22 protein-coding genes and 1 pseudogene are annotated in these 22,476 nt (G+C 64.0%); 19 read left to right on the forward strand and 4 right to left on the reverse strand.

All coding sequences use genetic code 11. The annotated features are described in order from the left end of the window. Positions 1-133 precede the first annotated feature (133 nt). The 7 genes and pseudogenes from BMI86_RS20125 to BMI86_RS20160 all read left to right on the forward strand — a co-directional run bounded on the left by BMI86_RS20125 (position 134) and on the right by BMI86_RS20160 (position 7,772). The gene (locus BMI86_RS20125; protein WP_038147435.1) at positions 134-490 is read left to right on the forward strand and encodes a hypothetical protein; all 357 of its coding nucleotides are present in this window, start codon (positions 134-136) and stop codon (positions 488-490) included. Between the two features lie 38 nt (positions 491-528). Next, on the forward strand, positions 529-999 hold the full coding sequence (locus tag BMI86_RS20130; RefSeq protein ID WP_038147438.1) for a DUF2271 domain-containing protein: 471 nt from the start codon (positions 529-531) through the stop codon (positions 997-999). A gap of 11 nt (positions 1,000-1,010) precedes the next feature. Beyond that, positions 1,011-3,217 (forward strand): annotated as a pseudogene (locus BMI86_RS20135) (PepSY domain-containing protein). Further along, positions 3,198-4,178 carry an FAD:protein FMN transferase gene (locus BMI86_RS20140; protein WP_038147442.1) on the forward strand — a complete coding sequence of 327 codons (981 nt, stop codon included), beginning with the start codon at positions 3,198-3,200 and terminating at the stop codon, positions 4,176-4,178. Before BMI86_RS20135 ends, BMI86_RS20140 begins: the two are co-directional and overlap by 20 nt. A gap of 5 nt (positions 4,179-4,183) precedes the next feature. Continuing rightward, a complete protein-coding gene (locus BMI86_RS20145; protein ID WP_038147445.1) occupies positions 4,184-6,091 on the forward strand; it encodes a heavy metal translocating P-type ATPase in 1,908 nt (635 codons plus the stop codon). Beyond that, on the forward strand, positions 6,088-6,789 hold the full coding sequence (locus BMI86_RS20150) for a VIT family protein (RefSeq protein WP_038070015.1): 702 nt from the start codon (positions 6,088-6,090) through the stop codon (positions 6,787-6,789). The genes BMI86_RS20145 and BMI86_RS20150 overlap by 4 nt, the downstream gene beginning before the upstream one ends. A 578-nt stretch (positions 6,790-7,367) precedes the next feature. Then, positions 7,368-7,772 carry a single-stranded DNA-binding protein gene (locus BMI86_RS20160; protein ID WP_008335991.1) on the forward strand — a complete coding sequence of 135 codons (405 nt, stop codon included), beginning with the start codon at positions 7,368-7,370 and terminating at the stop codon, positions 7,770-7,772. A gap of 139 nt (positions 7,773-7,911) precedes the next feature. Here BMI86_RS20160 and BMI86_RS20165 read toward each other — a convergent pair whose 3' ends face one another. Continuing rightward, entirely contained in the window at positions 7,912-9,051 is a 1,140-nt protein-coding gene (locus BMI86_RS20165) for a hypothetical protein (protein ID WP_246831779.1), read from the reverse strand. Between the two features lie 303 nt (positions 9,052-9,354). Between BMI86_RS20165 and BMI86_RS20170 the strand changes: the two genes are divergently transcribed. The 11 genes from BMI86_RS20170 (at position 9,355) to BMI86_RS21365 (ending at position 15,449) form a co-directional block, all read left to right on the forward strand. Continuing rightward, positions 9,355-10,554 (forward strand): hypothetical protein, encoded by a 1,200-nt coding sequence (locus BMI86_RS20170; protein ID WP_038147531.1) that lies wholly within the window; start codon positions 9,355-9,357, stop codon positions 10,552-10,554. Positions 10,555-10,647: 93 nt separating this feature from the next. Continuing rightward, positions 10,648-11,148 carry a hypothetical protein gene (locus tag BMI86_RS20175; RefSeq protein ID WP_038147453.1) on the forward strand — a complete coding sequence of 167 codons (501 nt, stop codon included), beginning with the start codon at positions 10,648-10,650 and terminating at the stop codon, positions 11,146-11,148. Positions 11,149-11,244: 96 nt separating this feature from the next. Then, positions 11,245-11,763: a hypothetical protein gene (locus BMI86_RS20180; RefSeq protein ID WP_038147455.1), complete on the forward strand. Its 519-nt coding sequence runs from the start codon at positions 11,245-11,247 to the stop codon at positions 11,761-11,763. Positions 11,764-11,860: 97 nt separating this feature from the next. Continuing rightward, the gene (locus BMI86_RS20185; RefSeq protein ID WP_078542904.1) at positions 11,861-12,352 is read left to right on the forward strand and encodes a DUF6878 family protein; all 492 of its coding nucleotides are present in this window, start codon (positions 11,861-11,863) and stop codon (positions 12,350-12,352) included. 10 nt (positions 12,353-12,362) lie between these two features. After that, on the forward strand, positions 12,363-12,740 hold the full coding sequence (locus BMI86_RS20190; RefSeq protein WP_038070035.1) for a hypothetical protein: 378 nt from the start codon (positions 12,363-12,365) through the stop codon (positions 12,738-12,740). Position 12,741: 1 nt separating this feature from the next. After that, positions 12,742-12,939, forward strand: a complete 198-nt coding sequence (locus BMI86_RS20195; protein WP_038070038.1) for a hypothetical protein — start codon at positions 12,742-12,744, stop codon at positions 12,937-12,939. Between the two features lie 75 nt (positions 12,940-13,014). Further along, entirely contained in the window at positions 13,015-13,434 is a 420-nt protein-coding gene (locus tag BMI86_RS20200) for a hypothetical protein (RefSeq protein ID WP_074855011.1), read from the forward strand. After that, on the forward strand, positions 13,427-14,071 hold the full coding sequence (locus BMI86_RS20205; RefSeq protein ID WP_043872315.1) for a hypothetical protein: 645 nt from the start codon (positions 13,427-13,429) through the stop codon (positions 14,069-14,071). Before BMI86_RS20200 ends, BMI86_RS20205 begins: the two co-directional genes overlap by 8 nt. 65 nt (positions 14,072-14,136) lie before the next feature. After that, positions 14,137-14,538: an MbcA/ParS/Xre antitoxin family protein gene (locus BMI86_RS20210; protein WP_028095451.1), complete on the forward strand. Its 402-nt coding sequence runs from the start codon at positions 14,137-14,139 to the stop codon at positions 14,536-14,538. Then, positions 14,535-15,236, forward strand: coding sequence for an RES family NAD+ phosphorylase (locus BMI86_RS20215; RefSeq protein WP_078542905.1), 702 nt, complete (start codon positions 14,535-14,537; stop codon positions 15,234-15,236). The genes BMI86_RS20210 and BMI86_RS20215 overlap by 4 nt, the downstream gene beginning before the upstream one ends. Positions 15,237-15,272: 36 nt before the next feature. Next, positions 15,273-15,449: a hypothetical protein gene (locus BMI86_RS21365; RefSeq protein WP_168173898.1), complete on the forward strand. Its 177-nt coding sequence runs from the start codon at positions 15,273-15,275 to the stop codon at positions 15,447-15,449. A gap of 82 nt (positions 15,450-15,531) precedes the next feature. Here BMI86_RS21365 and BMI86_RS20220 read toward each other — a convergent pair whose 3' ends face one another. From BMI86_RS20220 to BMI86_RS20230, 3 genes are all read right to left on the reverse strand, one after another. Further along, entirely contained in the window at positions 15,532-16,449 is a 918-nt protein-coding gene (locus BMI86_RS20220) for a nucleotidyl transferase AbiEii/AbiGii toxin family protein (RefSeq protein ID WP_078542906.1), read from the reverse strand. Next, a complete protein-coding gene (locus BMI86_RS20225; RefSeq protein ID WP_008336042.1) occupies positions 16,439-17,251 on the reverse strand; it encodes a type IV toxin-antitoxin system AbiEi family antitoxin domain-containing protein in 813 nt (270 codons plus the stop codon). Before BMI86_RS20225 ends, BMI86_RS20220 begins: the two co-directional genes overlap by 11 nt. A gap of 373 nt (positions 17,252-17,624) precedes the next feature. Further along, positions 17,625-17,921: a hypothetical protein gene (locus BMI86_RS20230; protein ID WP_078542907.1), complete on the reverse strand. Its 297-nt coding sequence runs from the start codon at positions 17,919-17,921 to the stop codon at positions 17,625-17,627. A 177-nt stretch (positions 17,922-18,098) separates the two neighbouring features. Between BMI86_RS20230 and BMI86_RS20235 the strand changes: the two genes are divergently transcribed. Then, positions 18,099-22,475, forward strand: coding sequence for a strawberry notch family protein (locus tag BMI86_RS20235; protein ID WP_078542908.1), 4,377 nt, complete (start codon positions 18,099-18,101; stop codon positions 22,473-22,475). Position 22,476 lies beyond the last annotated feature (1 nt).

Genomic DNA, 22,476 nt, shown 5'->3' on the forward strand with positions numbered 1-22,476 from the left:
CTTTTTGGCCCCGCCATCATCGGCGGGGCCATTTTTTTCCTGACGGCAAGCTGAAGGAGGAATCGCTGGGGCGTCAGGAAGCCCTCAGGTCGACGCGCCAGATTTGTCTCATCAGACGAAAGGAGACCTTGCCATGAAAAAGACCCTGACCCTTCTCGCAGCGACAACGGCGCTGACCGCCGCCATCGGCGTTCCTGCCTGGAGCGCGATGCAGGCCCCGGCCGACAGCATGCTTCGGCCCGTGGCCGCGCTCTTTGACGACGCCTCACAAGACATGCCTCTCATTCTCGCAAGCGACGATGACGACCGCTGGCGGGACGGTTCGCGTCGCGGACACGACAATGACGATGATGATGATGACTGTGACGACGATGATGACGACGACGATTGTCGGGGCGGCGCCCGCAATCCCGCGCCCGCTGGAACGGTCGCTCCTCCTCAGAACGGCCTCTTCGGAAATGGCGCCCCTCCGCAGGTTCAGGTGAACTGAACAGCTCCGAAGCCCCTCTCCGAATAAGGATACATCCGATGAAATCGCTTCTCGCAACGCTCGCTCTCACCACCGCGCTAACGCTCCCCAGCCTCGCCATGGCGCGGCCGGTGACACTGACCGCAACGCTCAATAATTACGGCGGCGACGGCGCCTATCTTGCGCTCTACGTCACAGATACCTCTGGAGCCTATGTCGGCAGTCTCTGGATGGCTGGTGGCAAGTCCAAATACTACGAGCATCTGAGCGACTGGTACCGTGCCACGGGCGGCGATACTGCGCAGGTCAACGGCATTACCGGGGCCAGCGTCGGCGCGGGCCGCAGTCTTGAGATCACGCTTGATCTGGCTGATGCGCTGTTCGATGCGGGCTACACGCTCCACATCGACGCGGCCGTCGAGGACATGCGCGACAGTCCGAACGAGGTGGCGGTGCCGCTCACGACCGACGGCGCGGGCACGCCGGTGCGCGGGCGCCGGTACGTCGCCAGCTTCGCCTACGACATGTGAGGATCGGGGCCATGATCCGTGCACTCCATCGCTGGCCGGGTCTTCTGGCCCTCGCGCTCGTCACGATTCTCGCGCTGAGTGGCGCGGCACTGTCGGTCTTCCCTGCGGCCGAACGGCTTGCCGCCCTGCAGCCGGAGACCGGGCTCACGGTCGCCGCCCTCGCGGACCGCATTCGGGCGGTCCATCCGGGCGTGGAGCAGATCCGCCGGTCGCCCTCGGGCCGGATCACTGCCTACTGGTTCGATCAGGGCGCGCCGGGGGCCGCCGTGATCGACCCGGCGACGGGTGAGGGCGTGGCCTCGGCCGACCCGAACCAGGCCGAACGCTGGCTCACCAACCTGCACCGCTCGCTGTTCCTCGGGGACGGCGGCCGCATCGCCATGGCCGCAGGGGCGGCCGCGATGCTGATCCTCTCGCTCTCCGGCGCGGCGCTGGTCGCGCGGCGGGCGGGAGGCTGGCGACACTGGTTCGCGCGCTTGCGCGGACCGCTTGCCGGGCGGCTGCACGTCGAGATCGCCCGGATCGCCGTCGTCGGCTTCGTTCTGTCTTCCACGACCGCCCTCTGGATGACGGCGTCGACCTTCGATCTCCTGCCGGATGGCGGCGCCATCCCGGCCATGCCGACCGAGGTCAGTGGAGCGACGGGGTTTGCGCTGGACCGGATGGCCACGCTGCAGCAGACGCCCGTCGCCGAGTTGCGCGAACTGAGCTTTCCCTATCCCGGCGACGCTACGGACGTCTTCACGCTGAAGACCGACCGTGGGACCGGGTATCTCGATCAGGGCACCGGGGCGCTGCTGGCCTGGACTGACCTGACCGGGTGGGAACGCGTTTCGGAAACCATCTACATGCTGCACACCGGACAGGGCGCGGCGACGCTTGGCCTCGTTTTGGGCCTGATGGCGCTCGGCGTCCCGGCCATGGGCGTGACTGGCGTTGTCGTCTGGCTCGCGGGACGGAGGGGGCGGCCGCGCATCCGAGGCAATCAGCCCGCGGGACGTGCCGAGACGATCCTGCTCGTCGGCAGCGAGGGCGGCAGCACCTGGGGATTTGCGGCACGCTCCACACCGCACTGACGCAAGCCGGGCAGAAGGTACACACAACACCGATGTCGGCCTTCGCGCCAGAACGCTACGCTATGGCCCAGCGGATCATCCTGCTCGCCGCAACCTATGGCGACGGCGCGGCGCCCGCCTCGGCGAAGGGCTTTCTCGACCGGCTGAACGCGTGCGACCGGGCGGCGGACATCCCTCTTGCGGTGCTCGGCTTCGGCGATAGAAGCTTTCCGGCCTATTGCGCCTACGCGGAGTCCGTCGCAACTGCGGCAGAGGCGAAGGGCTGGCCCGAACTGCTGGCTTTCGACACAATCGACCGCCAGTCGCCGCAGGATTTCGCCCGCTGGGGCCGCGCACTGGGCGACGCTCTCAGGATCGACCTCGAGCTGTCGCACCAGCCCGTCTTGCCGAAAACTGAAACGTTGACCCTCGTCTCGCGCCGCGACTACGGCGCCGAGGTGCAGGCCCCGACCGCGATCCTCCGCTTCGCGCTTCCGCGCGTCACGCTCTGGCAGCGGCTGGTCGGGGCGGGCTTCGCGCGGTTCGAGGCCGGTGACCTGATCGGCGTCCTGCCGGAAGGAAGCGCCGTCCCGCGGCTCTATTCGCTCGCCTCCGCGCGCTGCGACGGCTTCATCGAGATCGTCGTGAAAAAGCACCCCGGCGGTCTCTGCTCGGGTCAGCTCACGGCCCTGGAGCCGGGCGATACGGTCACCGCCTTCCTCCGCCGCAACCCTGGCTTCCGTCCGGGGCCGAGCCGGGCACCGCTGATCCTGATCGGCGCGGGGACCGGCATCGGGCCGCTCGCGGGTTTTGTGCGCGGCAACACGCGCCGCAGGCCCATCCACCTCTTCTTCGGGATGCGGCATCCCAAAAGCGATTTCTTCTACGGCGAGGAACTGCCCGCCTGGCAGGATGAGGAACGCCTGGTGCGTCTGGTCATGGCGGTCTCGCGGGTGGAGCATCCGCACTACGTGCAGGACGCGTTGCGGGACGACGCGGCCCAGGTCACCAGACTGATCCGTGACGGGGCGCGCGTGATGGTCTGCGGCGGTCGTGAAATGGCGGCGGGCGTGGCCGATACGCTGGCCGAGATCCTCGCGCCGGCCGGGCTCACGCCGGCAGTCCTGAAGGCGGAGGGGCGGTATGTCGAAGATGTCTACTGAGCTGGTGAAGGTCGCGCTGAACGGACCGACCATGGGCACACGCTGGTCCACGCTGTTCTTCGCGGAACCGGACTTCGACCCGGCCACGGTCCGCGTGGCGCTTCAGGCGGCTGTCGATGAGGTGGACGCACAGATGTCCACCTGGAAACCCGATAGCCACCTGATGCGGCTCAATGCGGCGCCGGTCGGCGAATGGATCGCTGTTCCCGCGCGATTGCGCGAGGTGATACGCCTCGGCCTGGAGATCGGGCGCGCCTCCGGCGGGGCCTTCGATATCGGCATGGGCGACGCGGTTAAAGCTTGGGGCTTCGGGCCAGGAGACGTCACGCCGGATGGCATCCGCGCAGCGATGAAAAACCCTCGTTGCCCGGCGCATGAAGTCCTGGAGTTCGACGGCGACCACGTTCGCAAGACCGCGCCCGTCGCGCTCGACCTCAACGGTATCGCCAAGGGTTATGGCGTCGACCGCCTGGCCGAGACCCTGCGCGATCATGGGATTTCCGCCGGACTCATAGGGATTGACGGCGAGATGCGGGCGATGGGTGTGCGGCCAGACGGCGAGGCCTGGACCATCGCGGTCGAGGCGCCGGACTCCGAGCGCCGAAGGCCGCATTCAATCCTCGCGCTGCAGGACGCGGCCGTCGCGACCTCGGGCGACTACCGCCACTGGGTCGAGGTGCAGGGTCGCCGTCTCTCGCACACAATGGATCCGAGACGCGGCGCGCCGCTGATCGCGTCGCCTGCCTCCGTCACCGTCGTTGCCCGCAGCTGTGCCGAGGCCGATGCCTGGGCAACGGTGCTTATGGTGCTCGGTCTCGACAAAGGAGCGAAACTCGCAAGAAAACAAGGGCTTGACGCCCTGTTCCTCCTGCGCGACGATGCAGGGAGCGCGAGGGGCGTAGGAGTCGGACGACTTTTTTCCGAAGAGCCAGCGGCGATGACCCCAGCAGAGGGGAGATAAGCCGAATGGACCAGACCCGCACCGATCGCTTCAAGACCGCAATTCTGCTTCTGGCCGTGATTGGTCTGATCGCGGGTCTTGCATTCTATTTCGCTGGCAGGCGCGACATCGCGAACATCGTCTGGTTCGCCGGGGTTGTTCCAGCCCTTGCCGCGCTCACAGTCGAGATCCTGCGCAGCATTGGACGCGGCGAGGTGGGCCTCGATATCGTCGCAGCGCTGTCGATGACTGCCGCGCTCGTCTTCGGTGAGACTCTCGCCGCGGCGGTCGTCGCGGTGATGTATTCCGGTGGCACCTTCCTCGAAAGCTTCGCAGAAGGCCGCGCCCGGCACGAGATGCACGACCTGTTGTCCCGAGTTCCGCGGACAGCGACACGGCATCGCAATGGCGGCCTCGAAGATATACCGCTTGAGGAAATCGCTCCCGGCGATCGGCTGCTGATCCGTCAGGGCGACGTGGTGCCGGTGGACGGCACGGTGGCCTCTGACGCGGCCTTTGTCGATACTTCGGCGCTGACCGGCGAGTCGCTACCGGTGCGGCTTGCACGCGGGGCCGAGGCCATGAGCGGCTCTACCAATGCAGGCGAGGCTTTCGACGTCACGGCGACCCGCGAGGCCAAGGACAGCACCTATGCCGGAATCGTCAGACTGGTCGAGGAGGCGCAGGCGTCCAAGGCACCGATGTCACGGCTGGCCGACCGATGGTCTCTGGGATTCCTGGCCGTCACCGTGACCATAGCCTTCGCTGCCTGGTGGTTCACCGGCGACCCCATCCGGGCCGTCGCCGTTCTGGTCGTGGCGACGCCCTGTCCGCTGATCCTCGCCGTTCCTGTGGCGCTGGTCGCGGGCCTGTCGCGAGCCGCGCATTTCGGCGTGCTGATCAAGGGCGCGGGGCCACTCGAAACGATGGCGCGGATCCGCACGCTCATCCTCGACAAAACCGGAACGCTGACGGATGGCCGCCCGAAGATCGTGTCGATAAATAGTGCGGATGGCATGGACGAGGACGACATCCTGCTCTTTGCGGCATCCCTCGATCAGGCCTCCAAGCACCCAGTGGCACAGGCCGTCGTCGCCGCCGCGAAGGAGCGGGGCTTCTCTCTACCCGTTCCGTCAGACGTGGCGGAGATTCCGGGCGAAGGCGTCGTCGGCTATGTCGAAGGCCGGAAGATCATCGTCGGCGGGGATGCCTTCGTCGCATCCCGCGTCGGACGGCGGCCCGGCGATCATTCCGCCATCGCCGCTGGTTCGGTCCTCGTTGCTGTCGCGGTCGACGGGCACATGGTAGGGCATCTCGTCATGTCCGATCCCCTGCGCGACGGCGCGGGCCAGATGCTGGACGGGCTGCGGCGCGAGGGGATCGCGCGTATCCTGCTCGCGACCGGAGACCGCGCTGACGTGGCCGAGCGTGTCACCGAAGGGCTTGGGCTCGACGGTCTGCGGGCCGGGCTGACACCGGACCAGAAAGTGTTGCTCGTTCTCACCGAGCGCAAGAACGGCCCGGTGATGATGGTGGGCGACGGGGTCAACGACGCGCCCGCGCTCGCAGCGGCAGACGTGGGCGTCGCCATGGGCGCACGGGGCGCGGCGGCCTCGGCGGAGGCGGCGGATGTCGTGCTGCTTGTCGACCGTATCGACCGCCTCGGGCCAGGGATCGAGATCGCGCGCGGCGCGCGCCGCATCGCTGTCGAAAGCGTTGTCGCCGGGATCGGCCTTTCGGTCATGGGCATGATCGCGGCGGCTTTCGGCTATCTCACTCCGGTGCAGGGGGCGCTCCTGCAGGAGGTCATCGACGTTGCAGTGATCCTGAACGCCCTCCGCGCGCTGCGCATCGCGCCCCATGAACCCACTATTCCGAAACCAAAGGCTGTCTCCTCCGGGCAGGATGACATCGCGCAAGGAGCCACGCCATGAGCCGCCTCTCGCATTCCGAAATCCACATGGTGCATCGCATCGGCTGGCTGCGGGCCGCCGTTCTCGGCGCGAACGACGGGCTGGTGTCGACGGCAAGCCTCGTGGTCGGCGTCGCCGCAGCAGGATCGGGAAAGCCGGAGGTCCTTATAGCGGGGCTGGCTGGCCTCGTGGCCGGCGCGATGTCCATGGCGGCAGGCGAGTACGTCTCAGTCAGTTCTCAGACTGACGCGGAAAACGCTGACCTTGCGCGCGAGACCCGCGAACTGGCGGAAACACCCGAGGCCGAACTCGAAGAACTTACCCAAATCTATGTCGAGCGAGGGCTGGACCGAGACCTTGCCGAAAAGGTGGCCGTGCAACTGACCGAACGTGACGCGCTCGGATCGCATGCCCGCGACGAGCTTGGCATCTCCGAGACCGTGACAGCCCGCCCGATCCAGGCCGCCTTGGTGTCGGCGCTGACCTTCGCCGTGGGTGCGGTGCTGCCCTTGATCGTCGTACTGGTCGTCCCGGATGCACGGATCGTTTTCTTGGTCGCCGTGTCGACGATCCTCGGCCTCGCGGTTCTTGGTGGATTAGGCGCTTCTGCTGGCGGTGCTGGTGTTATTCGAGGTGCTGCAAGGGTCACGCTCTGGGGTGCACTCGCCATGGCGGCGACCGCTGGAGTCGGTGCGCTGTTCGGGGTCGCCGTAGGCTAGGGAGTAGCCGAGGTCTCGGGCGGAAGCTTCCACGTTGGCGCGGGCTTCCACCTTGTGCCGATCTTCGAATGTGGCAATCGCTTTGGCGACGTCATTCTGCATTTTCTTCAGCTCGCTGAGCGACAGTACGTCGAGATCGAAAGCAGCCGTTGGTGCGGTCCGTGTCCTGAATATTCCGGTATCGATAGCCCGTCGCGGCAAGGCCCTGCATTCCGCAGCACGGAAGGGCAGGGGGGCGAGAGCCGGTGATAGCCACTTGGGCCGCTAGCGGCGTGCTGGGCTTTGGGTCAAACAGTCCCGATGGGCAAGGGGACATGGTCTGGCATGGGCTCCCCGTATCTCTCTGTCTCCTGGGCCATCCCTTCGACTGACAATCCCCTAATCCCGTTCGATCTCCTGCGCGCAACCCCGCGTCAGTCCGGGCCGTGTTGGCCGCCTTTGGCGTCCTGCCCGCTCCACCCCGGTCCTCTGGGGGTGTCCGGTGTCCATGCTGTCCACCGTGCACGCGTCACCCGACGGGCTTTTTCAGGGTCTTGTCGAAGGGACGGTCCCGAAGACAGGAAACACAGGAGCTTATCATGCAGAACATCGTCATCCTCGCCGGCAACATCGGTCAGACCCCCGAAGTCCGCACCACCCAGAGCGGCACCAAGATCACCAACTTCAGCCTCGCCACCTCGCGCCCCCGCCTCTCGGAAGGCCGTGTGATGCGCGACGAGAACGGCTACCGTGTCATGGACACCGAATGGCACCGCATCACCTGCTTCAACGGTCTCGGCAAGACGGTCGCGGAGCATTGCGAAAAGGGCATGAAGGTCCTCGTCCACGGTCGCATTCACTACACCAAGTGGATCGACAGCATGGGGAACGACCGCTACGGCTGCGAGATCATCGCCGAGAAGGTCGACTTCCTGAGCCGTCCGAAGTCGGCCGAGAACGAAAACCCCGAGCTGGTCGACCGCGACGACGAGATCCCGTTCTGAGGAACGGGGTCTCCCCCTCGGGCCCGGCGGGTTAAACCGCCGGGCTAAAAGTCTCTTCGGGCCACTGGAAAAGGCACCCACGCTTGCCTTCCGGTGCTGAGCGCCTTGAATGCGCCTAATTGTTCAACATGCGCACGAGCTAGATTTCGTCTTTGGTTCTGGTCGCGCCGTGACTGCGATACGCGTCGAGCATCAACCGCGTATATTCGGCCGTGCTCTGGGTCACGGTGCCCAAACCGGGCCATGCGAACAACGGATCCGACCAAGTAACTTCCAACTCAATCTCGATCCCAAGCAGTGCGGCCACTTTGATCGCAGCGGTCGGCTCCTTGTCCTCGGGCCAGTAGTGATCCTCGAAGGAAACAACCACGTCGAGATCGTCATCAACCCAGATTTCGGCCAGACTTGCTCCCATGCGTTCGCTGGCATTGGTCGCATCCTCGAACAGGGCAGCCCGGATCAAATGGGTCACCTGGTCATTGTTGAGGTCAAGCCTTGGCCGCGGATCTATAACTGACACGATGGGTTCAATCTCTTGCCTTTCGGCGCGGGATTGGACTGGCACTGGTTTTTCATCGTTCGGTCCCAGCCAGAAGGCTTCTGGAAGAATGTTGATTGGTGATGCGCCGCAGCTGGGACAGTGCCATTGGTTTCCAGCGATCTGTGGGCCGGTGATCTCTGAGTTGCAGTGAAGGCAGTACCAGAGGTTCGATTCCTCCATCTCCAAGAACGGGTGCCGCACATTTCCTTCCGCATCCGGCTTTGTGGCGCGCCGTGGCCAATCGGCAAATCGCTGCGCCTTGACGCTCTGCATCAATTCCCTCGCAATCCCGATGGCTTCTTCACGTAGCACGCGATCGTTCATCGGGCTGGTCTGGGCATGCTTGATGTCGATCTCGACACGAGGGGCGGCCAAAGGGTTTTCTGGCAGCACGATCTGCCAACCCTCACCATCCATGCGGACGTCACCAAGCATTGTTTTCAGTTCGTATGGATGCCCCCGTACTTCTCCTCGAGTGACGGCATCGGGGCTTCCGAAGATATGGTCGAAGGTCGCACCCTCGTAGGAAGTGATCCGTTCCACGAAGGCCTTGATCGTGGCAACTTGTGCTTCGGAGGGAACCCACTCTCCTTTGGCGCTGCCTGTCAACGCATTCCAATGAGCAAAGCCCATTCGACTGGCAACAAAGTCGAGCGCTACGTGCTGTGGTTGACCCGTCGCCCTAGCGTAACGCTTCGCCAGTAGTTTCAAAGTCTTGAGCTTAGTGTTCTCTGTCATGATCCATGTCCAAGCCGGATCTGACTAGGTGCCCGCTGCTAATCAGACCCGCCGATGGCATGAGGTCTGCTGTTCGAAATTAAGATCGCTGCAAAGCTTCGCGTGGCGGGCACACCGGCCTGCGAGAAAGGCCTTGTTTAACCTCTGCCATTTTTGAACGCAGGTCAACACCAGCGAGTTGCGGGCGTGCGGCGCCTCCGACTTAGCGCCGTTTGCCCGAGAGAGTTTGAGGTTGGCCGGTTTCCCGGTGACGGGTTGAGGGCTGGGAGAGTGGCTCCCGGCGCCTGTCGCGGAGGAATGCCGATGGGCGTTGTGGAAGTTCTGGATGCGGTACAGCCGACGCGGGCTGGTGGCTGGAAAGTGGATGTGAGCCGGGGTGACCGGAATGGGCGGGTGTCGTCCGAATGGTTCAACAGGCCGGATGACGAGCGGTACCTGTCGCTCGACGATCTCTGGGCCAATGTGAAGGGTCGCTCTGAGCGCAGCCGCAGCCGGGTGGTGCAAACCGCCGACATCCGTGTCGAGGCAGCGCGCGACAGTGCAGAGCGGCTGCACTTGGTCCTGCCGAAAGCGCATGAGCCGATCGCACCCACGCACTGGGCCTTCGGCCAGCTTGCCAGCATCGTCGGTGCCCCGGCATCCTACCTGCGGCAGCTTCCCGCGCCTCTGGCGGGGATCAACCTGCAATACGGTTTGACCAACCACCGCGCCGAGCAGGTGAAGACCTTCGAGACCGAGGATGGCCGCACGGAACTGCGCGCCGTGACCGGTCCCGACTACGGCCGCATCCATGACTTCGAGCTTGTCGAGGCGGTTCAGCGCATCGCGGGCAATGGCACGGGCGATACGCGCTGGAAGGTACCGGGTGTGCTGGATTGGTCGACCGGGGTCTACAACCCCGATGTCGAAATCAGCCGCGACACGACCACGCTCTACGCCTCGGACCGCGATGTCTTCCTGTTCCTGGTCGATGATCGCAACCCGATCGAGGCGGGCAAGCTGGCGGACGGCTCCCCCGATCTCTATTTCCGGGGCTTCTATTGCTGGAATTCCGAGGTGGGCGCGAAGACCCTCGGCATGGCGAGCTTCTATCTGCGGGCGGTGTGCCAGAACCGCAACCTCTGGGGCGTCGAGGATTTCCAGGAGATCAAGATCCGTCACTCGAAATACGCCGCTTCGCGCTTCGCACATGAGGCCGCGCCCGCGTTGACGCGGTTTGCCAATTCCTCGCCGCAGGGGTTCGTGAACGGCATCAAGGCGGCGCGCCAGCAGATCGTGGCGCGCAGCGACGCGGACCGCGCGGATTTCCTGCGCAAGCGCGGTTTCTCGAAGGCCGAATCCGGCAAGATCATCGAGAAGGTGCTGATGGAGGAAGGCCGCCCGCCCGAGAGCATCTTCGATTTCGTGCAGGGCATCACGCGGCTCGCTCGCGACAAGACTCAGCAGGATGCACGCCTCGACATGGAAGGGCGCGCCAAGAAGCTCCTCGACCGCGTTGGCTAATGTGGCGACCGGAGGCGATATCGCCTCCGGTCTCGTTCCTGTTTCATCGATCTGCTACCGTGCCCGAAATGTTTAGGTGTTGGAAGTACGCGCATGGAAGAAATCGATTGGTCAGATCGTGCATTTTATGATGACGGCGAATGGGTTACCTGGTCGGAAATCGACGAGCAGCTTCGCTACAAGGAGTGGGGCGCAAAATACCCGAACGCGATTAGGTCTATGATCCCATATTTTGAGGATCTCCTGTCCCTCGCGGAAAGCTACCACCTCGAGACCGGCCTTCACCTCTCTGTCTACGGCGATATCGGTGAGCTGTTTGGTGCTATCACGTATGGTATCAAGCTGAACAAGACCTATGCCCAGGGTGCTGACGGAAGACTTGGCAATGATCATGTCGAGGTCAAAACCATTACGCCATTCAAGACAAAGGATGTGGTTGTGGTCGATACAAATGGGCATTTCAACAAGCTCTTGGTTGTAAAGATCAACGAGGATTTTCAGGTCTCGGGTCGGATGATCGACCGAAAAGATCTCCCAAAGCGCGAAGGGCGCTACTTGCGGGTTCGATGGAGCGATTTACCAACGCCGAAATGATCGACCCGTTCAGCGACAGAGAGTCCGAGGGGGTGGTTTGGTCTTTGACGGTTTGAAGCGGGGAGAGAGGCTCTCCGCACCGTCGGAGATATGCCCATGTTCGACCTTCCTCTCCAAACTCAGCCGGAAACGCAGAAAACAGGTTTGCCGCCGAGCCTCCTGACCGTTTTTGCAGATCAAGACTTGCCGTTCGCACTCACGACGGCTTGCCATGCGCCCGCAGCTCTCATGTCCGGGCAGGCACACCCCAAGGTACTGGAGCGGTTTGCCACGCTGGCCGAGGCCATGCAGGGGGCAATCGTTCACGCCGAAGATATCACACCTGAAGACGCTCCGCGCATCCTGGCAATCCTCGATCGGGAGGGCCGTCTCGTTCTGGCCGGAGCTACCTGTGATGGCGGGGTCGCATGGTGCCACCCGGTCTCGGATGCCGCCGAAGCCCGCGCCGTCGTGTCCGAGGCCAGCCAGACCCGCGCGCAGGCCATGCGGGCGGCCGAGTGGCATGAACATAGCCTCGCGCGACGGCTGCGGCACCACGCCGACGTTCTCGATGCCCGTCTTGTCGATCCGCTCTGGCGTGTCTTCGCGTCTCGCGCCCTGCAGATCGCGGCGTGACGCCCGAGAGTCAGAGAAGGGCAGGGGAGGATGTGAGCCTAGGAGGACGAGAGAGAGCCTCGGGGTTCAGATCCTTTCCCTCATTTCGGAGTTTCCAATGTCCAAGATCGAACCCACCCTGGCCGCGCCGATGGCGCCGTCCAGGATCGATTTCACCGCCGTGCTGGCCCGGCAGGCCGAGCGAGACGCGCGGATCGCAGCTTTGCGTCCGGCCAACAAGGAGCGCCTCTTCGATGCTCTGACTGCCGCGGGCATCACCCATGTGACCGTGACCTTCGATGGGGCCGGGGACAGCGGCCAGATCGAAAGCATCGGCGCGTGGTCCGGGGAGACCGCCGTCGATTTCCCCGCGACCGAGATCGACTACGCCGCGCTGACCTCGGACGACCCCGAGGTCGAGATGCGGCAGCTCTCGCTCGAAGATGTCGTCGAGCAACTGGCCTACGACTTCCTCTCCGACACCCATGGTGGCTGGGAGAACAACGACGGTGCCTGGGGCGAGTTCTGCTTCGACGCGGCCGCCCGCTGCATCCACCTTGAGTTCAACGAGCGCTTCACCTCGTCTGAACTCTACACACACGATTTCTGAGGGGGCGGCGATGGCACATCCCTATCACCACGCCCTGTCCTCGGTGAAAAAATGGGGCGGCACGGTCGACGATTTCATGGCGGTGCATGCCTGGTTCGACCAGAGCAAGGAGATTACTGCGGACTTCCGGCACCGGGCTTTACGCCACCATGCCGAGGGCATCTTCATGGCCGAGACGATTTTCGGGCAGACCCTCACGCTCTCGACCGGGCGCATCATCCCGACCCGCTGGGTCGGGGAACAGCATGTGAAGGAAGACCTCGGCTTCATCCCGAGCTTCGCCGACTGGGTAAAGGCGATCCGGCCCGAACCCTGGATGGGCCGGGCCGAACGGATCGAGGCACAAGTCGATCCGCATCTCGCCTCGCCCGTGGTCGAGGTTACCTGACATGACCGACCCAGCCTATCAGCGCCTCGGGCTGCCAGCGACCGCTTCGTCCTTTGCCGTCCTGCGCGCGGCGGCCCGGGCGCTGCACCCCGACACACGCGCTGTTTGCGGCCTCCGGACCGCGCGCAAGCGTTTCTACCGGCAAATGCTCTGCGCGCATGCCGCACGAAAGGCGGCAGACGACACGTCGATCGGCTGATCGCTCCCGGCCGACCCTTCATCCCGATTCAGTACCCGGCCTCTTGGCCGGGTCTTCCCCATTAAGGAGGTTCCCATGGCAGATTACTTCACCCATTTCTCGTGCCTGCTCGACGTCGGCAGCCCCGACAAGGCTGCCCGTGCACTCGCGCTGTTCCAGGAACTGCGCGCTGCGGATCAGGACGCCGACGACCCGGATGTCGCGGGCTTCGATCTCATGCGCCAGGACGCGCCCGAGGGCAGCAGCCTCTGGATCCATGATGACGGGAACGGCGATGTCGAAGCCGTCATCCGCTTCGTCCTGCGTCTTGCTGAAGAGCTCGACCTCACCGGCCCTTGGGGGTTCCAGTATTCTCTGACCTGCTCTCGGCCACGACTCGACGCCTTTGGTGGCGGCGCGCATGTCATCGATCTCGGTGCGCGCAAATCCATCGGCTGGTCCAGCACGCAAGAATGGCTGGCCGCCGCATTGAACGGGGAGGACATCGATGCCTGAGGTGATCTGCACCACCGTCTACCAGTTCCCCGAACTCTCGGATGCCGCCAAGGAGAAGGCCCGCAACTGGTATCGCGACCTTGGACCCCACGACGACTGGTGGGATGCGGTCTATGAGGATTTCGAGCGGGTCTGCGAAATCCTCGGCATCTGCCTGAAGACCACCGCCGTCCGCCTGATGGGTGGCGGGGCGCGGGCCAAGCCTTGCATCTGGTTTTCCGGTTTCTGGAGCCAGGGCGACGGCGCCTGCTTCGAGGGCTACTGGTCCCACGCCAAGGGCGCGGCCACGCGCATCCGGGACTACGCCCCGACCGACGCGACGCTGCATGGCATCGCCGACCGTCTGCAGGCCATCCAGCGGCGAAACTTCTACCAACTCGCCGCCGAGGCCAGCCACCGTGGCCGCTACTACCATGAATACACCATGTCGATCGACGTCACGCGGGACAGCCCGAGGTGGCAGCCGCCGACCGAGGACGCCGAGGAGCTCGTGACCGAGGCGCTGCGCGATCTGGCCCGCTGGCTCTACCGCCAGCTTGAAGCCGAATACGACCACCTTACCTCGGACGAGGCCATCGAGGAGGGGATCATCGTCAACGAGTATACGTTCACGGAAGGAGGGCGGCGGTTCGGGTAACAGTGATCAACGCGCAAGGTTCATTTGATCTTTACAGTAAGTCCATATGGACTATATTGAAGCCAATGGAGGACGCCATGTACGTTGCAGAGAAAATCCGGGAACCCGCACAGATCAACGCCGTCGCGTTGAAAGCTTATGCACGCGTGGCCGATGCTTGGGGTCTCAGTCTCAAGGAAGCGGCTGGCCTTGCCGACATGTCAGAGAGCACGTGGAAGCGCGCCAAGAAGCCGGATTTCGCTGGGGAGCTCACCAAGGACCAACTGCTGCGGCTCAGCGCTGTAATTGGCATCTTCAAGTCGCTTGAACTCTACTTTTCGGAGCCTCTGGCAAAAAGCTGGTTCACCCGACCGAACAAGGGGCCGCTCTTTGGTGGAAGCCGACCAGTCGACACCGCCATCGACGGGGGTTTGCCGCAGATCCTCGCGGTTCGGACCTATCTTGATGCGTTGCGTGGTGGGGCATGAAGCAGACCGAGATTTCCGATCGCGGTCTCGTTCGTCTCCTGCCCGCCACCTACCACAAGCCACCATCGCTGCGCGGTCTCGTCGATACCGATGACGAGATGGAGATCTTGGCAGAGATCGAGGGCCTGACCAGTGGACGTCTACAGGCCGAACGCGGGCGCAACCCGCATCTGGACCCGCGCGAACTCGCTTGGCAACGCCGCAGCCGCGATCTGCGCATCTATGGGGACAGTCACGTCAACGCAGCCTTCACTTACACCCGCGCCGGCGGAAACCGCTTCAACGCCGAGGAGCGCGGCGCTTGGTACTGCGCATGGGATGTGATGGTTTCTGTCAGCGAAGTGGCCTGGCACCGCACACGCGAACTCGGCTTTACCGGCAGCTTCCACGACAGCGCCCGCTATGTGGAATTGCTGGCCGACTTCATCGGCGTCTTCAACGACATGACCGATGAGGCAGGTCATCCGGCGCTGCATCCGGATCCGGCTGTCGGGTATCCCGAGGGCCAAAGCCTGGCACAGCATCTGCGTCGGGGCGGATCCAAGGGCCTGATTTACCCTTCGGTCCGGGCTCCTGCACCGGGCGGGAATTGCCTGGTCTGCTTCGAGCCCCACGCAATTCAGAACGTCCGGCCGGGCGCGTCCTGGGATCTTGTTTGGGATGGGACACCGCACTACTCGATTGCGGCTGTCAGCTAATCCGCAAAACCGTAATTGCCCCGGAGGCCTATAAGGATGGCAACGCCTGATATTGAAAGCCCTGACCGCACCGATCTCAAGCAGATTGACCATGCGCACTTCTTTGAAGCGATGGACTCGCCTCCTTTGCTGACCGAAGCACTGCGCTCTGCCTTTCGTCGGGCGAAAACGCGGTCATTTCAGCGAAACACAGGGCTTGGAAGCGCCGACTGAGTTCACCCGTCTTCGGCGCCTCCCATCGACGCGATGAGGACGGCCAACGCAAAGCGCCCCTCACGACGGTGATGGCCGTGGCTCAACCCAGGAGCTTCAACAAGGCGTCGCGCTGCGCTGCGTGCTTTTCGGGGTTGTCGCGCTTCAGTTTGTTCAGGTTGAGAAGTTTCCACTTCACGGCCGGTAGGTCAGCGGCCTGCGAACGGTCGATCGCCGCGAAGTCAGGCTCGCCGTCCTGAAGCGTCAGGAGGAACTGCCTCGCCTTGTCATCGAGCCTCGATTGCAGATCGGCGACCAACTTCAGGCGCGTCGCCAAAAGTGTATCGAGAGGGACGGGTGTTCTGGTCATGCCCTCGAATTCCCGCGCGTAGGGTTGCTCGACATCGATCGGGTTCGGATCGAGAAGCTCACGCGCCGGTCGTGGCGAACTGGCGACATAGATCAGGAAGGTGTGGAAGAGGTCCTGCGTCAGTCCCTCGTTTTCGTAAAGGAGCGTGACGTCGTAGAGATCCCGGGGATGCTGCCTGTCCAGGGCGGCGTGCAGCTTGCCAGCGAACAGATCCTCGAACGAGACGATCTGCATTTCGGCATAGCCATAGGCATCCTCCACGGCGGCAGAGACGGTCCGGACTTCCGGGTCGTGGACCACGCCCCGGGTCACTGGCGAGGTTTCGATCTTGATCTCGGCATTGTCCAGGCGCGCCAGGAGCCGGGTGGCTCCGCCGCCGCCCCCTTGGATGCGCTGCGATTTCGCGCCGCGGATTCCGGTCTCGATGGAAGCCGCGATGCGATCCATCGCGGCGTTGATCTCGTCCAGGCTCTCGGCGCGTTCCTTGATTGGCAGGTAGGTCAGGTCGATATCGACCGACAACCGCGGCAGGTCGCGGTAGAAGAGGTTGATGGCCGTTCCACCCTTGAGCGCGAAGACGCCTTCGCCCGCGACATGGGGCAGTACGCGCACCAGGAGCGCAACTTGGGCTTCATAGATCTCACGCCCCACTTTCGGCCTCCGGCTTCACGAATTCTTCTGGCACCATGATCCGATAGCGCGGGTGGATCTTGCCGCCCTGGATCAAGGCTCGGTCGCCGCTGCCAAGGTTGAATGCCTGCGGGTCGATCCGTTTGCGCCACGGATGATCGTGGCGGTCAGCAAAGACGAAGAACAGGCGCTTGACCTTGATCTTCTGGCACGCTTGCAGGAGGTCGGAAATCAGCCTTGGGCGCAGGGTTGTCAGGCTCTCGAAGACCATGTCGAGCGTGTGGAAACTCTCATGGTGGGGCAACTCGTCCATGGCTTCCAGGATTGCGCGCTCCGGCGTCGACATCGTCAGACCCCAGTCCCATGGCAGGCCAGAATTCTTGCCCTCGATCACGCCCAGCTTCGGATCGGTGAACAAGGAGCGGGGGCGGATACTGAAAGGGGCATCCGTCGGCAGTTTGATCAGCCAGTTCGGGACCTTGTCCCCATAGACCCAGACTGGAGCGTTTTCCCCCAGGCGGAGGTAATGGGCATGTCCTTGTTCACCGAGTGCCGTTGTGCTCCCGACATGCAAATCATGACCCATGATATGTTGCATCGAAAGGATGCAGGTCTTCCAGTCGATGCTGTTGGACGCCTGCATATTCGGGACTGGTCGGCGGAAGACACCGCGTGCGATGCGCTCCAGCCAGCCGCGTTTCACATAGTCACGGAAGCTCTCATAGGCGATGCCTTGCGAGACGAGCCATGCCGCATCGACCAGATACCCGGCGGGTACGGCATCGAGCACTTTCTTCAGATTCTGTGACCTTGCGGTGTCCATGATACCTAAAGTGACAGATTTTCAAAGAGACATCTACAGTTTTCTTTGATGAAAATGCTTTTCCCGCGTTATGGACGCTCCTATCTCACCATTTCCAAAGAACTGAGGGACTAGCCCCAAGGGGAGGGAGATCTGAAGACGCTGGGTTGAGAGACGGCTACGACTTGCGGTGGTTACCGAAGGTCGCAGCGGTGCACATCCCGGCGTGCCGCCGGAACCAGACCTTGGTCCTTCGGACAGGAGCTTGACCGAGGCTGATGTCCCGAAGGGCCAGTCTGCCAACCTACAGGTTGGCAGCTGCGCTCGGTTTGCCAAACTATGATGTGGCAAAAAGCTGGACGACCGCACAGAGCGTCACTAGCCGGTGCGGTGCTCACTTATTCCCGTCGATCCACTTCGACATGAGCCCCTTGTCGCGGAAGCATTCGTCCGGAACGGCACGCCGTTTGATCCGGGCGAGCTTCTCAGCGAAGGCCACCTGCCTGGACGTGGGCAGCTGGTCCATGTCCGACACCGGCTTCAGCCGTGCCTGAGCCTCGATCCAGGCGCTCAACGAACGGCGGTCCTGCTGAACTTCCCAGGGCAGGAGCGTCCGGTTGCGCTGCGCGAGCGATCGCGCATAGGCGATCTGTTTGGGGGTCGCGGGCAGTGCGTGCGTGATGCTTTCCATTGGGAAACTCCCTTTCTGGCTTGGTTCTGAACATAGAACATAACAGGAACAAAATCAAGCAAAGCATCGGGAACGCCTTGGTGCGAGAGGGAGAGAGGGGCCGGGAAAGATCAGGCCTGAAGGTGCCCGAGAGAGGGTGTCCGGGCCTGATCCTGTCCTTCATTCCGGAGTTTCCCGATGACCCATCTTGCCCCTGTTGCGCAGGCGTCCTTGCCTGCGCCCATTGTCCCGTTGGCCGCAAATCCTGCCCCTGCGATCGCTGCTGTTGCCGAAGCGCTGCAGCCCGATCTGGCGCAAGGGCTTCAGATCGACGCGCTGCGCCTGCGCCGCGAGATGGAACATGCTTTTGGCGGTTCCGATGCGACCGGTGCTTGGGACTGGAAGCTCGCCTATGAGGCGGGCGAGGTGGCGCTGGTTCTGTTCTTGCGGAAATTCGGTCGGGCGCTGCTTACGCGTGCCGGCTCGCCTGCGGCGCTCTTGCCGATCCTCGCCAAGGTGGCAGGCCTCTTGCCCACGCACACCCGGCGGTCGGAAGAGATGGAGCGCTTCCAGCAATTCAGCACGCCCTTGCCCATGGGACTCGCGGCACTGTCGGCAGCGCAGATCACGCCCCACGACCTGGTCCTCGAGCCTTCGGCTGGCACCGGCCTTTTGGCGGTCCTTGCCGAGATCGCGGGCGGCAGCCTCGTTCTGAATGAGTTGGCCGACACCCGCGCCGATCTTCTTGGCCTGCTGTTCCCGGGCCGCCCGGCCACCCGGTTCGATGCCGCGCAGATCGACGATTACCTCGGCGAAGATGTCCGCCCAAGCGTCATTCTGATGAACCCGCCGTTTTCGGCCCAAGCCAATGTCGATGGTCGGTCGACCGAGGCGACGGCCCGACATCTGCGCTCGGCCCTTGCGCGCTTGGTTCCCGGCGGGCGGCTCGTCGCCATCACCGGAGCCGGTTTCGCACCGGATGCGCCCGCCTGGGCCGAGACCTTCGGCCGTCTGACCGAGACGGCCCATCTCATCTTCACCGGCGCGGTGTCGGGCGCCGCTTTCGCCAAACACGGGACCAGCTTCGAGACGCGGATTTCTGTCTTCGATAAATGCCGCGGCGGCGAGCCGGGCGGCATAACCGCCGACCTGCGCCAGCCCCTGTCTCCGGACGTGGCGCATCTGATGTCGCGGGTCACTGCAGAGGTTCCGCCGCGCCTCAAGTTGGATCCAGCTCCTGCTGCGGCGCAGGGCCACTCTTCTCGCTTCCCGGGAAATTCTCACCTCACCACCCGCAAACCCGTCAGCCGATCCCGCGCGACCTCCTCAGTTCAACCGGCGAAATCAGACATACAGATCGAGGCCGAGGAACTAAACTACGCAACTTGCGACGCCGCCGAGGACGAAGACGCCGCACGGCTGTCCGACGCGATCTACGAGACCTTCCGCCTGCAGGCCATCGACATCCCCGGCGCCGCCTCGCATCCCACCAAACTGGTGCAATCAGCGGCCATGGCCTCGGTCGCTCCGCCGAAACCGAGCTATCGCCCCAAGCTGCCCTCGGCCGTCCTGCGCGACGGCCTGCTGTCAGACGCGCAGCTCGAGACCGTCATCTACGCGGGCGAAGCGCATGGCGCGCATCTCGCCGGGTCGTGGACCGTGGATGAGACCGGAGACATGGTCTCGGCCGCACCGGAGAACGCCGCTGACGCCGTCCGCTTCCGCCGCGGCTTCTTCCTCGGCGATGGCACTGGAGCGGGCAAGGGCCGCCAGTCGGCCGGGATTCTGCTCGACAACTGGGCCCGAGGAAGACGCAAGGCGCTCTGGATCTCAAAAAGCGACAAGCTCCTCGAGGACGCGCAGCGCGACTGGTCGGCGCTCGGGCAGGAGCGCCTGCTGGTGACGCCGCTGTCGCGTTTCGCGCAAGGGCGCGACATCCCGCTGACCGAGGGCATCCTCTTCACCACCTATGCCACGCTGCGCTCCGAAGAGCGCGGAGCCAAGAAATCCCGCGTCGATCAGATCGTCGACTGGCTCGGCGCGGATTTCGACGGGGTGATTCTCTTCGACGAAAGCCATGCTATGGCGAATGCCGCCGGGGGCAAAGGCGAGCGGGGCGATACCATGGCATCGCAGCAGGGCAGGGCGGGTCTGCGCCTGCAGCACAAACTGCCCAACGCCCGCGTGGTCTATGTCTCGGCCACGGGCGCGACGACGGTCCACAACCTTGCCTATGCTCAGCGTCTCGGGCTCTGGGGCGGGGAGGATTTCCCCTTTCAGACCCGGTCGGAATTCGTGGAAGCCATTGAGGCTGGCGGGGTCGCGGCGATGGAGGTTCTGGCCCGCGACCTTCGGGCGCTCGGCCTCTACACGGCGCGGTCGCTGTCCTATGACGGTGTCGAATACGAGATGCTGGAACACGCGCTCAGCCTCGAGCAGCGCGGCGTTTACGATGCCTATGCCGGGGCCTTCGCCATCATTCACAACAACCTGACCGCGGCACTGGAGGCCGCGAACATTTCCGGTGAGAGCGGCACGCTGAACCGCCAGGCGAAATCCGCTGCGCGGTCAGCCTTCGAGAGCGCCAAGCAGCGCTTCTTCGGCCATTTGCTCACCTCGATGAAGACCCCCACGCTGATCACATCCATCGATGCAGATCTGGCTGCGGGTCATGCGGCGGTCATCCAGATCGTCTCGACGGGCGAGGCACTGATGGAACGCCGCCTGTCGGAGATCCCGACCGAGGAGTGGAACGATATCCGCTGTGATATCACGCCCAGGGAATACGTCCTCGATTACCTCGCCCATTCCTTCCCGGTGCAGCTCTACGAGCCTTTCACCGACAGCGAGGGCAATCTTTCCTCCCGTCCCGTGGTGCGCGATGGCCAGCCGGTCGAATGCCGCGAGGCCGTCCGCCGTCGAGACGCGCTGATCGAGAAACTGGCTTCGCTTCCGCCAGTGCCGGGTGCGCTCGACCAGATCGTCCAGCGCTTCGGCACCGATCTCGTGGCCGAGGTCACGGGGCGCTCGCGGCGCATTGTGCGGAAGGGCGAAGGGCATTCGGCACGGCTCGTGGTGGAGCACCGGGCTGGAGCCGCGAACCTCGCGGAAACCCAAGCATTCATGGATGACGAAAAGCGTATCCTGATCTTCTCGGATGCCGGCGGCACCGGGCGCAGCTATCACGCCGATCTCGGGGCCAAGAACCAGCGCCTGCGGGTCCACTACCTCTTGGAACCCGGCTGGAAGGCAGACGCGGCGATTCAGGGCCTCGGACGCACCAACCGCACCAACCAGGCGCAGCCGCCGCTGTTCCGGCCGGTGGCCACCGATGTCAAAGCGGAGAAGCGGTTCCTGTCGACCATTGCGCGACGTCTCGACACGCTTGGCGCTATAACGCGCGGCCAGCGCCAGACCGGCGGGCAAGGGCTGTTCCGGCCCGAAGACAACCTCGAGTCGCCCTACGCCCGCGACGCCCTGCGCCAGCTTTACCGCCGCATCTATCGCGGCGATCTGGCCGGATGTTCGCTCGGGGCTTTCGAGGATGCGACCGGGCTCAGCCTGACCGATGACAACGGGCTGAAGGATGACCTGCCGCCGATCACGACCTTCCTCAATCGCCTGCTGGCGCTGACGATCGACATGCAGGCCGTGCTGTTCGCGGGTTTCGAGGAGCTGCTCGATCAGCGAATTGAGGGCGCCATCGCCGCCGGGGTCTACGACCTCGGACTCGAGACACTCCGTGCGGAGAGCTTCCGGGTGACCGACGCACGCGATATCTACACCCATCCCGGTTCCGGCGCAGAAACCCAGCTTCTGACCATCGCGGAAAAGCGCCGCAACACGCCGACTTCCCTCGCGGATGCGCTCGACTGGCTGGATGACCCGCAGGCGCGGCTTCTGGTGAACAGCCGCTCGGGCCGGGCTGCCGTGCAGGTGCCCGCCACCAGCCTGATGCTGGACGATGGCACCATCGAGCCGCGCCTGCGCCTGATCCGCCCGCTTGATGTCAGCACAGTCCCGGCGAGGATCATGGAGGACACCCACTGGCTCGAGGCCGACCGCGCAGCCTTCTCCGCCGCTTGGGCTGCGGAACTGGCCGAGGTGCCGGAGTTCTCGGAAACCACGTTGCACATCGTGGCAGGTCTGCTGCTGCCGATCTGGAAGCAGCTTCCCCAGGATGAAACCCGCGTCTATCGCCTGCAGACCGATGACGGGCAGCGCATCATCGGGCGCCGTGTCTCGCCGGCTTGGGTCGCGACCACGCTGGCCAAAGACGCGCCCAAGCTCTCGGCGACGCAGGTCCATGCCCTCATTCTGGAGGGAAAGACTGTGGTGCGGCTGGCCGAAGGGATGGAGTTGCACCGCTCGCGCGTCATGGGCGTCAACCGGATCGAGCTCTCGGGCTTCTTGGATGCGGCGAAGGACCGGCTCAAGGCCGATGGCTTCTTTTCGGAAATCATCAGCTGGAAGCTGCGGCTGTTCTGCTCAACTGGCGCCGATGGCGTCGCGATATTGGATCGTCTGCTTGCACGTTGTCCTGTCGCAAGTCTACATGATCGCGGAGGTTGTTGAC

This window comes from Thioclava sp. DLFJ5-1 (assembly GCF_002020115.1).
Taxonomy (GTDB): Bacteria; Pseudomonadota; Alphaproteobacteria; order Rhodobacterales; family Rhodobacteraceae; genus Thioclava; species Thioclava sediminum.

Bases quoted from the DNA above. Each gene is read 5' to 3' on its own strand.
- BMI86_RS20125 (WP_038147435.1), top strand. From the start codon at position 134: ATGAAAAAGACCCTGACCCTTCTCGCAGCGACAACGGCGCTGACCGCC.
- BMI86_RS20130 (WP_038147438.1), top strand. From the start codon at position 529: ATGAAATCGCTTCTCGCAACGCTCGCTCTCACCACCGCGCTAACGCTC.
- BMI86_RS20140 (WP_038147442.1), top strand. From the start codon at position 3,198: ATGTCGAAGATGTCTACTGAGCTGGTGAAGGTCGCGCTGAACGGACCG.
- BMI86_RS20145 (WP_038147445.1), top strand. From the start codon at position 4,184: ATGGACCAGACCCGCACCGATCGCTTCAAGACCGCAATTCTGCTTCTG.
- BMI86_RS20150 (WP_038070015.1), top strand. From the start codon at position 6,088: ATGAGCCGCCTCTCGCATTCCGAAATCCACATGGTGCATCGCATCGGC.
- BMI86_RS20160 (WP_008335991.1), top strand. From the start codon at position 7,368: ATGCAGAACATCGTCATCCTCGCCGGCAACATCGGTCAGACCCCCGAA.
- BMI86_RS20165 (WP_246831779.1), bottom strand. From the start codon at position 9,051: ATGACAGAGAACACTAAGCTCAAGACTTTGAAACTACTGGCGAAGCGT.
- BMI86_RS20170 (WP_038147531.1), top strand. From the start codon at position 9,355: ATGGGCGTTGTGGAAGTTCTGGATGCGGTACAGCCGACGCGGGCTGGT.
- BMI86_RS20175 (WP_038147453.1), top strand. From the start codon at position 10,648: ATGGAAGAAATCGATTGGTCAGATCGTGCATTTTATGATGACGGCGAA.
- BMI86_RS20180 (WP_038147455.1), top strand. From the start codon at position 11,245: ATGTTCGACCTTCCTCTCCAAACTCAGCCGGAAACGCAGAAAACAGGT.
- BMI86_RS20185 (WP_078542904.1), top strand. From the start codon at position 11,861: ATGTCCAAGATCGAACCCACCCTGGCCGCGCCGATGGCGCCGTCCAGG.
- BMI86_RS20190 (WP_038070035.1), top strand. From the start codon at position 12,363: ATGGCACATCCCTATCACCACGCCCTGTCCTCGGTGAAAAAATGGGGC.
- BMI86_RS20195 (WP_038070038.1), top strand. From the start codon at position 12,742: ATGACCGACCCAGCCTATCAGCGCCTCGGGCTGCCAGCGACCGCTTCG.
- BMI86_RS20200 (WP_074855011.1), top strand. From the start codon at position 13,015: ATGGCAGATTACTTCACCCATTTCTCGTGCCTGCTCGACGTCGGCAGC.
- BMI86_RS20205 (WP_043872315.1), top strand. From the start codon at position 13,427: ATGCCTGAGGTGATCTGCACCACCGTCTACCAGTTCCCCGAACTCTCG.
- BMI86_RS20210 (WP_028095451.1), top strand. From the start codon at position 14,137: ATGGAGGACGCCATGTACGTTGCAGAGAAAATCCGGGAACCCGCACAG.
- BMI86_RS20215 (WP_078542905.1), top strand. From the start codon at position 14,535: ATGAAGCAGACCGAGATTTCCGATCGCGGTCTCGTTCGTCTCCTGCCC.
- BMI86_RS21365 (WP_168173898.1), top strand. From the start codon at position 15,273: ATGGCAACGCCTGATATTGAAAGCCCTGACCGCACCGATCTCAAGCAG.
- BMI86_RS20225 (WP_008336042.1), bottom strand. From the start codon at position 17,251: ATGGACACCGCAAGGTCACAGAATCTGAAGAAAGTGCTCGATGCCGTA.
- BMI86_RS20230 (WP_078542907.1), bottom strand. From the start codon at position 17,921: ATGGAAAGCATCACGCACGCACTGCCCGCGACCCCCAAACAGATCGCC.
- BMI86_RS20235 (WP_078542908.1), top strand. From the start codon at position 18,099: ATGACCCATCTTGCCCCTGTTGCGCAGGCGTCCTTGCCTGCGCCCATT.